This is a genomic window from Flavobacteriales bacterium (assembly GCA_016713875.1).
Classification (GTDB): domain Bacteria; phylum Bacteroidota; class Bacteroidia; order Flavobacteriales_F; family PHOS-HE28; genus PHOS-HE28.
Window position 1 is genome coordinate 426,207 of the sequence record JADJOI010000003.1, and the last position, 14,202, is coordinate 440,408.

At 65.4% G+C, this 14,202-nt stretch carries 8 protein-coding genes; 3 read left to right on the forward strand and 5 right to left on the reverse strand.

Annotated elements, in window-relative coordinates:
* Positions 1-135: 135 nt before the first annotated feature.
* Positions 136-3,219 (reverse strand): putative metal-binding motif-containing protein, encoded by a 3,084-nt coding sequence (locus IPJ87_03210; GenBank protein MBK7940875.1) that lies wholly within the window; start codon positions 3,217-3,219, stop codon positions 136-138.
* A gap of 89 nt (positions 3,220-3,308) precedes the next feature.
* On the opposite strand from IPJ87_03210, the gene IPJ87_03215 reads away from it, so the two are divergent.
* Positions 3,309-5,507 (forward strand): S46 family peptidase, encoded by a 2,199-nt coding sequence (locus IPJ87_03215; protein ID MBK7940876.1) that lies wholly within the window; start codon positions 3,309-3,311, stop codon positions 5,505-5,507.
* Positions 5,508-5,510: 3 nt separating this feature from the next.
* The gene (locus IPJ87_03220) at positions 5,511-5,768 is read left to right on the forward strand and encodes a 4a-hydroxytetrahydrobiopterin dehydratase (protein MBK7940877.1); all 258 of its coding nucleotides are present in this window, start codon (positions 5,511-5,513) and stop codon (positions 5,766-5,768) included.
* Between the two features lie 61 nt (positions 5,769-5,829).
* Here IPJ87_03220 and IPJ87_03225 read toward each other — a convergent pair whose 3' ends face one another.
* The 4 genes from IPJ87_03225 to pbpC all read right to left on the reverse strand — a co-directional run bounded on the left by IPJ87_03225 (position 5,830) and on the right by pbpC (position 10,953).
* Positions 5,830-6,318, reverse strand: coding sequence for a DUF1573 domain-containing protein (locus tag IPJ87_03225; protein ID MBK7940878.1), 489 nt, complete (start codon positions 6,316-6,318; stop codon positions 5,830-5,832).
* A 149-nt stretch (positions 6,319-6,467) separates the two neighbouring features.
* The gene (locus tag IPJ87_03230) at positions 6,468-8,087 is read right to left on the reverse strand and encodes a S41 family peptidase (protein MBK7940879.1); all 1,620 of its coding nucleotides are present in this window, start codon (positions 8,085-8,087) and stop codon (positions 6,468-6,470) included.
* A 44-nt stretch (positions 8,088-8,131) separates the two neighbouring features.
* Complete coding sequence (locus IPJ87_03235) at positions 8,132-8,671, reverse strand: hypothetical protein (GenBank protein MBK7940880.1); 540 nt, start codon at positions 8,669-8,671, stop codon at positions 8,132-8,134.
* The gene (pbpC, locus tag IPJ87_03240) at positions 8,668-10,953 is read right to left on the reverse strand and encodes a penicillin-binding protein 1C (protein MBK7940881.1); all 2,286 of its coding nucleotides are present in this window, start codon (positions 10,951-10,953) and stop codon (positions 8,668-8,670) included. Before pbpC ends, IPJ87_03235 begins: the two co-directional genes overlap by 4 nt.
* Before the next feature lie 151 nt (positions 10,954-11,104).
* Between pbpC and IPJ87_03245 the strand changes: the two genes are divergently transcribed.
* A complete protein-coding gene (locus IPJ87_03245) occupies positions 11,105-14,170 on the forward strand; it encodes a gliding motility-associated C-terminal domain-containing protein (GenBank protein ID MBK7940882.1) in 3,066 nt (1,021 codons plus the stop codon).
* Positions 14,171-14,202: the final 32 nt, after the last annotated feature.

Here is a 14,202-nt window from a genome sequence, read left to right on the forward strand (position 1 = left end):
TTGCACCATGCATGGGTTGTCCAGGCCCATGCAGGGTTGAGCGCTTCAACGGGGAAAACGGCCGCGGGTTACCAGGAACGACCCGACCCGGGACCTTCACAGGCCCGGGAAGGGTTCAGGCGGGGTGCCTGAGGCTCAGGGCAGTTGTGCGTTCCTCACCGCGGTGGGCACAGAGCCCCCCACGGTCTGTAGGATGCGGTCCCGGTCGTTGTTCGGGCCGGTGTACTTCACCACACCGTCCAGCGTCGCGTCCGTGCGCACGTAGCCGGTCGTGGTCGCGGTCGGCACGGCACCTCCGATGGCCACGAGCACGGGGTCGCGGTCGTTGGCCCCACCGGCATACTTCACCTGGCCGTTGCCATTGGAATCACCCGCCCAGAGGACCATCACCCCGCTGATGTTGCGCTGTGCGTTCGTGCCGAAGGTGGCCGTGGCCGGCAGGTCGAACCGGACCTCGGCAGGGATCCCGGGTTGCAGCGTGCGTGTTAGGCCGGTCATCACCGGCAAGTGGTTGCGGTGGCGCAGGGCGATGTGGTACTCGCCGGTAGGCACGTACAGATGCACCGGTGAACTGCCGTCCAGGTCCACCACATCCCCGTCGCGTTGAAGCAGGCTGCTGCGCGTGGCCACCACCGTTGCAGGGTTCGTGGACGACCGGACCTCAAGATAGACCCAGTCGACGACCGCATCGTTGCCTGTGACGCTCAACAGGGAGGGAGCGATCGACTCCCCGCCGCCTTGCGCCTGATGAACGAACCCCAACGAGGTGTACGGCTCCACCGTGGGCACCAGGCCTGCGGCACGCATGCCGTCGGCCATGATGTTCGGCAGGGGGCCGTAAGGCCCACCGAGGAACGCCTTCACCGACAGGCGCACCGTGCTGCCCGTGCATTGACAGGCGTTGTCCACCACGTCGTTCGCCGTGAACGGATCGCCGTCATCGCAGGCGGCCCCCGGGTATTTCGTCGGGTCGGCGTCGTCGCAATCGTCGCCGTTGGCCACGGTCCCAGGAGGTGCATCACAGGCCAGGGCCACGGTGCCCGCATCGCCGCGGCCATCCCCATCGGCATCCGTGTACCAGGGCGTGGTGGTGCAGGCCCGATGGACGTTCAGCGAACGGCCGGGTGCGCTTTGCGCCAAGGTGAATCCCCCAGCGGTAAGGAGCAGGTCATCCGCGGCGATCAGGCTCAGCACCGGGCCGGAGCTCAACGCGGGGTCGAACGGCGCCAGGGTCCCTGTGGCGGGGTGCAAGGCCGCCACTCCGCTCCGGGCCTGGCCGCCCACTTGGGCGAAGGGACCGGCGATGAAGACCTGGCTTCCCTGCACCGCGACCGCCGCGATGGTGCTGTCGGCCGCAGCGGTATCGAAGAGCGTGTCCACCGCTCCGGTCCCGGCGTGCGCGCGCACCAAGTGCGACACGGCGCCGCTGTTGAACGAAAAGAAATGCCCGCCGATGTAGATCATGCTGTCGACACGGTGCAAGGCATGGCAGCTACCCGTGGCATCCAGGTCGAACAGGCTGCCCGAGGCTGCTCCGGTCGTGCGGTCCAGCAAAGCGGCTCCGCGCCGACTTGCTCCACCGATCGTGTTGAAGCCGCCGCCCACATGCACATCCTGGCCGCTGACGCTGATCGCGAGCACGGGACCATCGGGGGCGGGGTCCCAGGGCTGCGCCACGTCCGCAGTGGTGCTCAGGAGGGCCAGGCCGTTCCGGGGAGCGCCTCCGACCTGGGTGAACGCGCCGGCCGCGAAGAGGTCGCTGCCGTCGGCCACAAGCACGTCCACGGGGCCATCGGCCACGGGGTTCCAGCTGTCCAAGGACAGGGTCGTGGCGTCCGTGGAGAGCAGGCGCTGCCGGGGCGCGGTGAATGAGCCTCCAGCGAACCAACGCCCGCTGGTGAAGGCCAGTGAACGGACCTCGCCGTTGAACGCAAGGGCGGGCTGCTGTGCGCTGGCAGAGCCCGTGCTGAGGTCAAGCAGGGCCAGGTTGTTCACCGCACGACCTCCGCAGCTGGTGAAGGTCCCCCCAACGAAGAGGCCGGCCGCTGTGGCCGTCAAGGTGAAGGGCGAGCCGCTGCACCGGATGTCCAGGGGATCCAATGTTCCGGTGCTGGTACTGTATGCGGCGAGGTTCCAACGGGGCTGGCCGGCCGCACTGAGGAAGTTCCCACAGGCGAACAGAAGCGCGCCATCGGTGGACAAGGCCAGGCCCAGCACGCCTCCGGAAGGCGGGGCGGGCTGTTGTGCGAGAGGAGCTCCTGTGATGCGGTCCACACTGGCCAGGTTGGCCTGGGGCTGGCCTTGAACAGCGGTGAACCCACCCCCCAGGTGGATCCGGTCCGGGCCGATGGCCACCGCCGTCACGCTGACGGAAGCCCCGGTCACCTGAGGGTCCCAGGGCAGCAGGGCTCCAGCGGTGGACACCGCGGCGCACCTGTTCCGTGGAGTACCATCGATCGTGGTGAAGTTGCCGACCATGAACAGGGTGTCGCCGGCAGCCCAGAGACCGGTGACCGATGCCGATGCCTGGGGAGCCCAGGGGAGCACGTTGCCCGAGGAGACCGAGCAGGCCAGGAGGTTGGACCGCGTGTACAGGATGCTGTTCGCTGTGACCGCTCCGATGCTGCCGCCCACGAACAAGGTGTCGCCGATGAGGTGCATGCTGATGTAGGTGTTGCCCGGCGCGTTGGTGGCGCCCTGCCAGAACGGGTCGAGGGCACCCGACACGGCATCGACCGCAGCGAGCCGTGATCGGAGCGTGCCGTTCACCAGGCCGAATCCACCGCCGATGTACACCTTGCCCGCGTTCACCAGCAGGTCGAAGACCACGCCGTCGGTCGCGGGTGCCCAAGCCCCGACCGATCCATCGGCCAGGATGTGCGCCAGGTTCGAGCGCGGTTGCTCACCGACAGCGGTGAACGAACCGCCGATGTACCAACCACCCGTTCCATCGCTCACAGCGGCGCGCACGACACCATTGATCCGCGGTCGATCCGAACGCAGCAGGCCCGTCGTCAGGTCGATCTCCGCACCGTACGGGTTGTTGGGCCCGGTGTACGAGAAAGAGCCGCCGAGCGCGACCACGCCGGAGGCCGTGTCCACCGCCACCGCACGCACGGTGCCATCGGTGATCCACCACTCGGGCCGGGGCTCGGTGAATTGCGCCAGCAGGGCGTTGGAGAGCGCGAGACCAACGAGGAAATGGAGGGGGTTTCTCATGGCCGTGACCGTTGGGATGGTCAAGGTAGGAGATCCCTTCCGGAACCAGCGTCCGCTCATCCTACCTTGCCGACCTTCATCATTGCATCATGTCACGCCGCCAGAAGTTCGCGCTCATCCTGTTGTTCTCGCCGGTCCTGTCCTCGGCCCACGAGGGCATGTGGCTTCCCACGGTGCTGGGAAGCATCCAGGACCGCATGCAGGCGGAGGGTCTCCGACTGACCGCCGACGACATTTACAGTGTCAACAATGGGAGCTTGAAGGACGCCATCGTGCTCTTCGGCGGTGGGTGCACGGCGGAAGTGATCTCCGCGGAAGGGCTGATCCTGACCAACCATCATTGCGGGTTCGGGGCCATCCAGGAGCATAGCACGTTGGAGCGTGACCTGCTGAAGGACGGATTTTGGGCGATGGACCGGTCGCAGGAGCTTCAGAACCCCGGCCTCTCGGCGACGTTCATCCTCCGGATGGAGGATGTGACGCAGCGCATGCTGGAAGCCGTGCCGTCCGGAGCGGATGAGGCCGCCCGGCAGAAGGCCCTGACCGCGCGGGGCCAGGAGCTGGCGCGCGAGGCCATGAGCGGCACCCATCAACAGGCGGTGGTGCGGGCCTTCAACTACGGGCTTCAGTACATCCTCATCGTCAGCGAAGTGTTCCGCGATGTCCGGCTCGTCGGCGCTCCGCCGGGCGCGATCGGCAACTTCGGCGGCGACACCGACAACTGGATGTGGCCCCGGCACACGGGGGACTTCAGCGTCTTCCGGATCTACGCCGATGCCGAAGGGCGTCCCGCCGAACCATCCGCCTCCAACGTCCCGTTCCGGCCGCGCCATGTGCTGCCCATCAACATGGACGGGGTCAGGGAGGGCGATTTCGCGATGATCTTCGGCTTCCCGGGCAACACCCAGCGCTATCTGCACAGCCGTGCCGTGGAGTACATCACAGGCACGGGTGATCCGCTCCGCATCCGCATGCGGCGTGCGAGCCTGGCGGTGATCGACGAGGCCATGCTCGCCAGCGACCGCACACGCATCCAATACGCCGACAAGCAGAAGGGCATCAGCAACGCGTACAAGAAGTGGATCGGTGAACTGCGTGGACTGAACGAGCTGCGCACGGTGGAGCGCAAGCGCGAGCTCGAGGCGGAGTACCGCATCCGCGCCCAGGCTGCGGGCCGGAGCGACCTTCTGGCCGTGCTGGATTCCCTGGAGGCCACCTACGCGGGCTTTCCGGCCGTGGCCAAGGCGCGCGACCTGCACGTGGAGTTCCACCTCGTCGGCGCCGAGCTGTTCCGCTTCGCCCTTGGCTTCCAGCAGTTGGCTAGCATGGAGGGCCGCGCCGCGCTGGAGAAGGAGGGTGAACTGCAGCAGGAGGTCGAGCGGCTGCGCGCGTCAGCGAAAGCCTTCCACAAGGACTTCGATCCGGCCGTCGACAAGCGTGTGCTCCTGGCGCAGTATCCCATCTACCGCGAACACCTCGATCCCACGCTCGGCCCGGACCTGAGCGCATTGGACAAGCAGTTCAAGGATGGCCGTGCCTGGGCCGAAAAGGTGTACGCCACCTCGATCTTCGCGGATGCTGGCGCGCTGGACGCCGCCCTCGCGGGTTACTCCACGAAGGTGATGCGGCGCCTGGCGAAGGATCCGGCGTTGACCTTCGCGAGAACGCTCAGCGAGGCCTTCACCACCAGGGTGAAACCGCGCTCCGACGCGCTGAACCAACGGGTGATGGTGCATAAGCGCACCTACGTAGCAGGACTCATGGCGTTGTTCCCCGAGCGCGGTCACTGGCCGGATGCCAACAGCACTCTGCGCTTGAGCTTCGGCAAGGTGGAGGGCAGCCGGCCGCGGGATGGCATGACCTACGAACCCTTCACCGACCTGGACGGTGTGATGGAGAAGTACCGCCCGGGCGATGCGGAGTTCGAGGTGCCCGGTCGGCTGCGCGAGCTCCATGCCACACGCGATTTCGGGCCTTACGCCAACGCGGATGGAACGATGCCCGTGTGCTTCACGTCCAGCCTTCACACCACCGGAGGGAACAGTGGCAGCCCCGTGCTGAACGGTCGCGGAGAGCTTATCGGCATCAACTTCGACCGCAGCTGGGAGAGCACCATGAGCGACATCCAGTTCGATCCCGCCAAGTGCCGCAACATCAGTGCGGATATCCGGTACGTGCTCTTCGTGATCGACAAGGTGTGCGGCGCGGGGCACCTGGTGGAGGAGATGAAGCTCGTGCGTCAGCCTGCCTCACCTGTATCCCTGATCGACCTGCCCATCCACCGCTGAGGCATGGGAACGCAATGGGTCGAAAAAGAGGGCGGGCTGGAGCGGAACTTCCGGTTCGCGGACTTCAATGCGGCCTTCGGGTTCATGACCCGTGTGGCCCTGGAGGCCGAGCGCATGCGGCACCACCCCACCTGGACGAACACCTGGGACCACGTGTGGGTCCGGTTGAGCACGCACGATGCCGGCCACAGGGTAACGGCGAAGGACCGGGACCTTGCCGCTGCGATCGATCGCATCGCCGGGGCCATGGGTGCCAGGTAGCGGCTCCTCCAACGAACGAGCCCGGCCTGGGGCCGGGCTCGACAATTGAATATGGGTCAGGTCAGCCGACCTTCTGCACGTTGGCGGAGATGCGCAGGGTGGTCTGCTTGGGCTCGGTATTGGCCGTGACCGTGACGGTCTTGTTCTGCTGGTTCTCCTGCTTGCCGGGCTTGTACACCACCTCGATCTCGCCCGTTTTGCCTGGGGCGATGGGTTCCTTGGGGTAGTTGGGCACGGTGCAGCCGCAGCTGCCCTGGGCGTTCTCGATCAGCAGGGGTTCCTTGCCTGTATTGGTGAAGGTGAAGACGTACTTGTTCTCCGAGTCCTGCTTGATGCTGCCGAAATCATGCTCCATGCTGGCGAAGCTGATCGACGTCTTGGGCCGGTTGTCGATGGCTGCCTGGGCCTGTTGGGCGAGGGGGTCGAAGGTCTTGGCGTCCGAAATGGTGCTTGGTGGCGTGGCAGGCTTCGTGGCTGACACGACGCTTGCGGTGCTGGTCTCGCTGCTGGAGGCGCCACCGGTGCCGGTACCGGTGCCTTTCGCGGCCATGTAGATCAGCGTGCCGGCGATGAGTGCCAGCAGGGCGATCTTGACGGTCTCTTTCATCGCTCGATGTGTTTGGTTTGGTCTTTGTCGGGGCGCGAAAATAGGTGAGCACGGGTCCTTCGGGGCCCCCTTAACGATCCATTAACAGCCCGTCACTGCTGGCGGGCCATGCCCATCCGCTCGTACGTGTCGCCAAGGAGGGCCTCAAGCGCCCTCCTGAAGCTGCTGTCCACCGGGTTGTCCGCGTTGATCACCTGCCAGTAGGCCGAGGTGTCCCACAGGTCGCGGGCCAGCAGGGCCTTCAACCGCAAGGCGATGAGGGGGCGTGACCGTGCAAGACCATCGGGGTCGGGTTCCACACCGTCCGTTTTGGCGGCTGCTTCCAGATCGCGGAGCACGACGTCGTCCACGCGATAGTGTTCGATGAACGCCCCCACGTTCGCGTGGGAGCGCAGCAACCGGTCGCGCTCCCGGTCCACCAGCCCCAAGGCGAAGGTGTTCAGGGTGCCCTTCCGCACAAGCTGGCCGAAGTAGTCCGAGCTCAGGCTGGTGTCGATGGCCACGAAGATGTCCGGCATGATGCCCCCGCCGCCGAACACCACCCGCTTGTTCATGGTGAAGTACCGTGCGGTGTCGGCCAGGGCGATGCTGTCGGCATGCATCAGCTCGCCCTTCGCGAGCCGCTCGGCGCGTTCCTTCCGGTAGGCCTCCACGCCCTCTTCGTAGGGCTTCTGGATGCATCGGCCGCTGGGCGTGTGATAGCGGCTAACGGTGAGCCGAACGGCCGAACCATCAGGGAGCATCACGGGGCGCTGCACCAATCCCTTGCCGAAGCTGCGACGGCCGACGACCAGACCGCGGTCCCAATCCTGTACGGCACCGCTCACGATCTCGCTCGCACTCGCACTGCCCTCGTCCACGAGCACCACCAGCCGCCCCTTTTCGAAACGGCCCTCTGCCGTGGCGAAGGTGTTCTCGCGTGGCGTGTTCCGGCCTTCGGTGTAGACGATGAGCTTGCGGTCCGCGAGGAACTCATCGGCCATCTCGATCGCAGAGCGCAGGTAGCCTCCGCCGTTGCCTTGCAGGTCGAGCACCAGGTCCTGCATCCCCTTCCCCCGTAGCTCGTCCAGCTTGTCCCGCAACTCCTTGGTGGTGGTGGCGCTGAAGCGGCTCACCTTGATGTACCCGATGGTGGGTGTGGCCATGTAAGAGGCCTCGAGGCTGTAGATCGGGATCTTGTCACGGGTGATGGAGAACTCCAACGGTTCCTTCTCCCCACGACGGGCGATGGAGACGTTCACTTTGGTGCCTTTGCGCCCGCGCAGCCGTTTCATCACGTCGGGGTTCTTGATGCCGATGCCGGCCACGACCTCGCCGTCGATGCGCACGACGCGATCGCCGGCGCGGATGCCGAGCCGCTCGCTGGGCCCGCCGGCGATCGCGTCCACCACATAGATGGTGTCGCGCACGATGTTGAACTGGATGCCCACCCCCTCGAAGTTGCCTTTCAGCGGTTCATTCACCTCCTCAAGCTCCTCCTTCGGGATGTAGATGGAGTGCGGGTCAAGCTCCTCAAGCATGCTCACGATGGCCTCCTCCACAAGCTTGTCCTGGTCCACGCTGTCCACGTACATCCGATCGATGTGGTACAACAGCGCCTCCAGTTTGCTGGCCGGTGAAGGCTTCGCGGTCTGCGCCAGGGTCAACTGGCCTGCCAACGGAAGGATGGCCAGGAAAAGGGCAAGGGAGCGGAGCGGGTGGGAAAGGTGCATTGGCAATGGAACGCGGTGGACGGTCTTGAGGTTGCCTGGGCGCATTAACGGATCGGTGTCTTGATGCCCAGAAAGCGGTAGGTACTGCCCTGAAGGAGCTTGCCTTTGTGCCATTTCTCCACACGCGCCAGGCGGCCGTCCTCGTAGTAGCGCCATTTGCCATGTGGCACACCGTCCTTGTACTCGCCCACGATGCCCTGGGCGCGGAAAGCCCAGGTGCCTTCCCGGACCCCCATGCGGTATTGGCCTTTGAGCGCCACGCGACCCTGCTCGTCGTACTCGGTCCAATCGCCATGCAGCGAGCCCCAGCCGTACACGGCGAAGATGAGCGGACGCCCATCGGGATAGTAGGCGCGATATACGCCGCTGGGTTTGCCGCGACGATAGCTGAGCGTGGCGGCCACCCTCGTGGTATCGTAGGCGTAATGGCTGGTGCGTACGAAAGCATCGGCATCCTGGAACGGACCGTGCACGAGGGGGAACGCGTAGGTGGTGTCACCCGAGGGCACGAACAACGTATCGGGCTGCGCACGCAGGCCCACGGCAGCGGCCAGAAAGGACAGGAGCGGGATCAGTCGGATCATCGGTCGGGCCCCGGAAAGGCCACCCGGAACTGGACCGTGGTGGACCGGCCCTCCGTGTCGGACAAAGTTAGTCGATGCGTTCCCGGATCGAGGTCCAGTGCCGTGCGGTGGCCCGCCCGGGTGCTCGTGAGGTAGCTCCCATCCACGTGCCAGTGGATCACCGCGTCGGCCTCACGGTGGGCCGCCTCTGCGACGACCTTGCCACGTCGACCGTCCAACTCACGGGCCAGCAACACCACCGTGCCCCTTTCGGGGTAGATCAGCTGCATCAGGTCATCCACCTCATCGAACGGTGCACCGGGCATGGAGGGTGGCAGCCTTCGGTAAAGCGGGTCCGTTGGGGCGTAGTAGGCTTCCATGGCCGGCGGAAGCACGAACCAGGAGATGGGCACCCCTCCATCCTGCGCTGACGCGCGATGCGAACCATCGGCGGTGCACCAGATGACCCGGTGGTACGGACAGGGCGGCGTGGCCGACCCGGTGCGTGGGATCGGTACGGTGTCCACCGCGGGACACGCTGCTTGGGCGCGATGACCGCTGCGACGACAGACCGGTCCCCACATCAGCTGGTCGTGCGGAGGCGAGGGCGGGGGCCCCGGCTCCACCAACCCGAAGAGCTCGAACAGGATCGGAGCGGCCGCGCGGCCGCCGGTCAACCCGGGGCGTCCTTCACCATCAGCATTTCCGCACCACACGCCGATGGCATGATGTTCGGTGACGCCCACGGCCCAGGCATCGCGGTGCCCGTAACTGGTGCCTGTCTTCCAGGCGATGCGCCGTGCCCCGGCAAGCCGTTGCCAGCCAGCCTCTTCGGCCGGGCGTGCCACGCGGGTCAGCGCTTCCAGCGCGAAATGGGCTCCCGAGGCTTTGAGGGGCGACGGACCCGTCAGGCACGGTCCATCGCGAAGCACGATCGGATCACGCACCGTCCGCGCGGGGTCGGCGGCCGAGCGCCCGTGCTCAGCACGCACGCGGGCCAGGCTCGCGTAGGCACCGGTGATCTCCAACAAGGTGGTCTCCCCACCGCCCAGGATGAGGCTGAGCCCGTAGTGGTCGGCCGAGCGGTCCAAGGTCCTGATGCCCATGGCGCGGAAGAGCTTCAACGAGCGTTCGATGCCATGCTGGCGAAGGGCACGGACGGCTGGGACGTTGAGGGATCGGGCCAGCGCTGTGGACGCGGGGATGGCGCCCTGATACCGACCGTCGTAGTTGCCCGGTGCGAAGCCGTCGTAGTGAACAGGAAGGTCGGCCACGAGCATGTCGGGCAGGAGCTCACCGTCATCGAGCTGCGCGGCGAACAGGAACGGTTTCAACAGGCTACCGGTGCTGCGCCGGGCGACCACCAGGTCCACTTGACCGTGATGCAAGCCACCGGCAACGCGCAGATTGCCCACATAGGCCAGGACCTCTCCGGTGGCGATGTCCATGATCACCGCGGCGGTGTTCATCACGCGCTCGGCCTGCAGCCGTTGGGCGTGGCGGTCCAGCAGGGACGAAGCACGGTCCTGGAGCGCTCCGTCCAGGGTGCAGTGCAGGGTACCCTCATGGGCGGATCCGAGGGAGGAGAGCAGATGCGGCGCGCGGTCGGGCAGGGCCAGGGGTTTGGAGGGCAGGGGCTCCTCCCGGGCCAGCGACCATTCCAAGGCGGTGAGGCGGCCATCGGCCTTGAGCTGATCGAGCAGCCGGTCGCGTTTGGACCGCAGGGCTTCCCGGTGGCGACCCGGATGCAACAGGGAAGGGGCATTGGGCAGCACGGCCAGGGTGGCGGCCTCGGCCCAGCTCAGTCCTTCCGGACCATGACCGAAGAAGCGCCAGCATGCGGCCTCGATCCCCACCACATTGCCACCGAACGGTGCATTGGCCGCATGCATGCGGAGGATCTCGGCCTTGGTGAAGCGGAGCTCAAGACCCACGGCCAGGGCCATATCGAGCACCTTGTTCAGGATGCTCCGTTCCCCGCCCCGGGCAAGCCGGGCCACCTGCATCGTCAGGGTGCTTCCCCCGCTCACCACCCGGCCGGCCCGCACGTTCTGCCACACCGCCCGCCCCAGGGCCACGGGGTTGATGCCGGGATGGTGGTGGAAGTGCCGGTCCTCGAACCGCAGGAGACAGGTCTCGAAGCGCGGATCGAGCGAGGCGCTGCCCGCCGTGAGCCTCCATTGTCCGTCCGCCGCCACCCGGGCGCTGAGCAGGTGGCCATCGCGGTCCAGCAGGGCCATGGACCGGGGCTCATCGAACACGGGTCGGCCAGCCCAGGACCAACAGGCCAGCAGTACGACCATGGTAGCCAGGAAGGCCCGGCCCACAAGGGTTCGAGCGCGCCTGGACAACTTGGGTCGGACGGGCGGCGTCATGCTGGTTGGAACACGTCGGGCCCGAAGATCCGTCGGAGTTCCGGGGGAACCTTATCTTCGACCGCCTTAACGAACCACGATGCACCGTAAACTGCTGGCTCTGGCCGCCTTGGCCACTCTCTCCTGGCATGAAGCGAAGGCCACCCACGTCTCGGGTGGTGAGATCATCTACGAATGCCTGGGGAACGGCGAATATGCGTTCACCCTGATCATCTACCGGGACTGCTTCGGGACCACGCTGGGCACCTCGTATGACCTGACGTTGGAGAGCCCCTGCGGCAATCAGACCGTGACGGTCACCCAGCAGAGCTTCACCGAGGTGAGCCAGCTCTGCCCGAACGAGCTGCAGAACAGCACTTGCAACGGGGGCAACCTGCCCGGCTTGGAGCAGTACATCTTCACGGGCACGGCCACGGTCCCGCCCTGCGATTTCTGGACCGTGTCCTGGTCGTTGTGTTGCCGCAATGACGCGATCGTGAACCTTCAGCAACCCGGCAACGTGGACGGCTATATCGAGACCACGTTCAATAACGCGGACTACCCCTGCGAGGATTCCCCGGTGTTCACAAGCGCGCCGATCCCATACGTGTGCCTGAACCAGCCGGTGTTGTACAGCTACGGTGTGTATGACCCGGACGGGGACAGCCTGAGCTACGCGCTTCATCCCGCGCTGGACTTCGGCGGTGTGCCCATCGGCTATGTGTTCCCCTACACGGCGAACGAGCCGATCACCGGCATCACCTTGGATCCGCTGACCGGCCTGCTCTCCTTCACGCCCAATGCCATCGGCAACTTCGTGGTGGTGGTGGAGGTCACCCAGTATGATGAGGATGGGAACGTGATCGGTACGGTGATGCGCGACATGCAGTTCGTGGTGATCCCCTGCACGAACCAGGCGCCTGACCCGATTTATTGCATTGGCAATTTCTCCGGCACCGCCGTCCAGGTCAGCTGCACGGAGATCGAGCTCTGCGAGTCGGACAACTTCTGTTTCGACGTGGTGATCGGTGATCCCGACCTCGGGGATACGCTGGTGGTGGAAAGCAACGTGCAGCAGAACCTGCCCGGCTCCACGCTATCGTGGACCGGAACGAACCCGGTGACCATCACCGTGTGCTGGACGGCTCAGCCGGGGAACAGCGGATTCTATCCCTTCACCATCACCGTGGAGGACCAGAACTGCCCCATCAGTGCGTTCCAGACCTATGTGTTCAACACGAACGTGCTTCAGCGGACGTCCGTCGGTCCTGACCAGACCATCTGCGGCCCTCAGGTGGCGAACATCGAGGCCGATGGCGGTGCCAACTTCGTGTGGTCCATCCTGCCGGGCGGCGACCCCATCACCCCGCAGAACTTCATCTGCCTCGACCCGCCCTTCTGCTCGCAGGTGATCGCGGATCCCAACAGCACCACCACCTACGTGGTCGTGAGCGATCTGGCGGGCTCCTGCATCAACTCGGATACGATCACGGTGGCCGTGGTCAGCGACTTCTCCTTCTCGCTCACCCAGAGCGACGATACGCTCTGTCTGGGCGAGACCGCCCAGATCAACGTGATCACCAACCCTGCGTTGCCGGGCTACACCTTCGAGTGGACGCCGTCACTCGGTCTTTCCGCGGACGATATCGCGAACCCGATCGCCGGCTACAGCCAGCCGGGGTCCTATGACTACTCGGTGGAGGTCACCAGCCCTGACGGATGTACCAAGCGGGATTCCAGCCTGACGCTGGTCGTGCTGCCCGGGTTCGTGCCCGACTTCACGGTCACGGTCGCTGACGATTCCTTCTGCGAGGGTCAGGGCACCACGTTCACGGTCGAGATCGATAACTCACCTCCGATCTATTGTGGACAGAACTTCGGAGGCTGTACCTCGGGCATCGTGGCCGACTTTGAGCTCGGAACGGGCACCGTGCAAGGCACGGCGACGTCCTACCCCGCGCCCTTCGGCAACTGGTACAACAGCACCAAGCACCAGGTGCTGATCCGGGCCAGCGAGCTCCTCGCGCTGGGCTTCACCGGCGGTACCATCAACGAGCTGGCTTTGAACGTGGCCGCGGTCAACGGTCTGGCGTTGTACCCGGGCTGGCAGATCCACATGGGCTGCACCACGCTCGATTCGTTGAACATCGACCAGGGCTTCGTCACCGGCCTGTTCCCCGTGTTCGGGCCCACGGATGTGCCGGTCACGGTGGGTTGGAACAACTTCGTGCTCAATCCGGGCTTCAACTGGGATGGCGTGTCGAACGTGGTGGTGGAGTTCTGCTTCAGCAACTACCCGAACGGCTTCACCCAGAACTCGCCGACCTTCGCCACCAACACGGGCTACACTTCGGTGATCTACAACTTCACCGATGGTGCCAACCTGTGCGACACCATCCCGCCGCCCTTCTTCAACCAAGGGGAGAGCGCCGATCGTCCGAACATGCGCTTCCGGGTGTGCGCGGGCGTGAACGAGGACCTGCTCACCTTCAGCTGGTCGCCCACGGTGGGTCTCTCCGACCCGGACGGCGCCGTGACCAACGTGGTGCCCGTGACCTCTCCGGCGAGCTACACCGTGACGGTGGGTGACCCTGGCCTGGGCTGCTTCGGCACCGCCACGGTGACCACCACTTGGGATCCTCCCGCGGATGTGAGCTTCAACCCCCTGCCCAACGAGGGCGTGGCACCGCTGGACGTTTTCTTCGATAATACCTCTTCAGGGAACGTGGTGTCGTTCAACTGGAACTTCGGCGACACCACCGGAACGTCCACCGAGTTCGAGCCCACGTACACCTTCAACGACCCTGGCGTCTACATCATCACCTTGAACGGGGTGAGCGATCAGGGCTGCACTGGTTTTTACCAGGATACCGTGATCGTGCTTCCGGATCCCATCGTCATCATCCCCAACGTGTTCAGCCCGAACGGCGACGGCAACAACGATGCCTTCGAGTACGCCGACCTGCGCGGGTGGAAGAGCGTGGACATGACCATCTACGACCGCTGGGGCACCAAGGTGTACGCCGTGCCGCAGACCACGACCAACAAAGTGATCTGGAAGCCGAGCTCCAACATCTCCGAGGGGACGTACTACTGGGTGTTCGTCGGGGTCGGCAACGATGGCTCCGAAGTGAAGGAACAAGGTCATGTCACCCTGCTGAGGTGATCCGATCGTCGTCCGCAATGCGAGGGGCCCCA

Excerpts from the sequence above, each read along its gene's own strand:
- IPJ87_03220 (MBK7940877.1), top strand. The coding sequence starts at position 5,511 with ATGGGAACGCAATGGGTCGAAAAAGAGGGCGGGCTGGAGCGGAACTTC.
- IPJ87_03235 (MBK7940880.1), bottom strand. The coding sequence starts at position 8,671 with ATGATCCGACTGATCCCGCTCCTGTCCTTTCTGGCCGCTGCCGTGGGC.
- IPJ87_03230 (MBK7940879.1), bottom strand. The coding sequence starts at position 8,087 with ATGCACCTTTCCCACCCGCTCCGCTCCCTTGCCCTTTTCCTGGCCATC.
- pbpC (MBK7940881.1), bottom strand. The coding sequence starts at position 10,953 with ATGGTCGTACTGCTGGCCTGTTGGTCCTGGGCTGGCCGACCCGTGTTC.
- IPJ87_03210 (MBK7940875.1), bottom strand. The coding sequence starts at position 3,219 with ATGAGAAACCCCCTCCATTTCCTCGTTGGTCTCGCGCTCTCCAACGCC.
- IPJ87_03225 (MBK7940878.1), bottom strand. The coding sequence starts at position 6,318 with ATGGCCGCGAAAGGCACCGGTACCGGCACCGGTGGCGCCTCCAGCAGC.
- IPJ87_03245 (MBK7940882.1), top strand. The coding sequence starts at position 11,105 with ATGCACCGTAAACTGCTGGCTCTGGCCGCCTTGGCCACTCTCTCCTGG.
- IPJ87_03215 (MBK7940876.1), top strand. The coding sequence starts at position 3,309 with ATGTCACGCCGCCAGAAGTTCGCGCTCATCCTGTTGTTCTCGCCGGTC.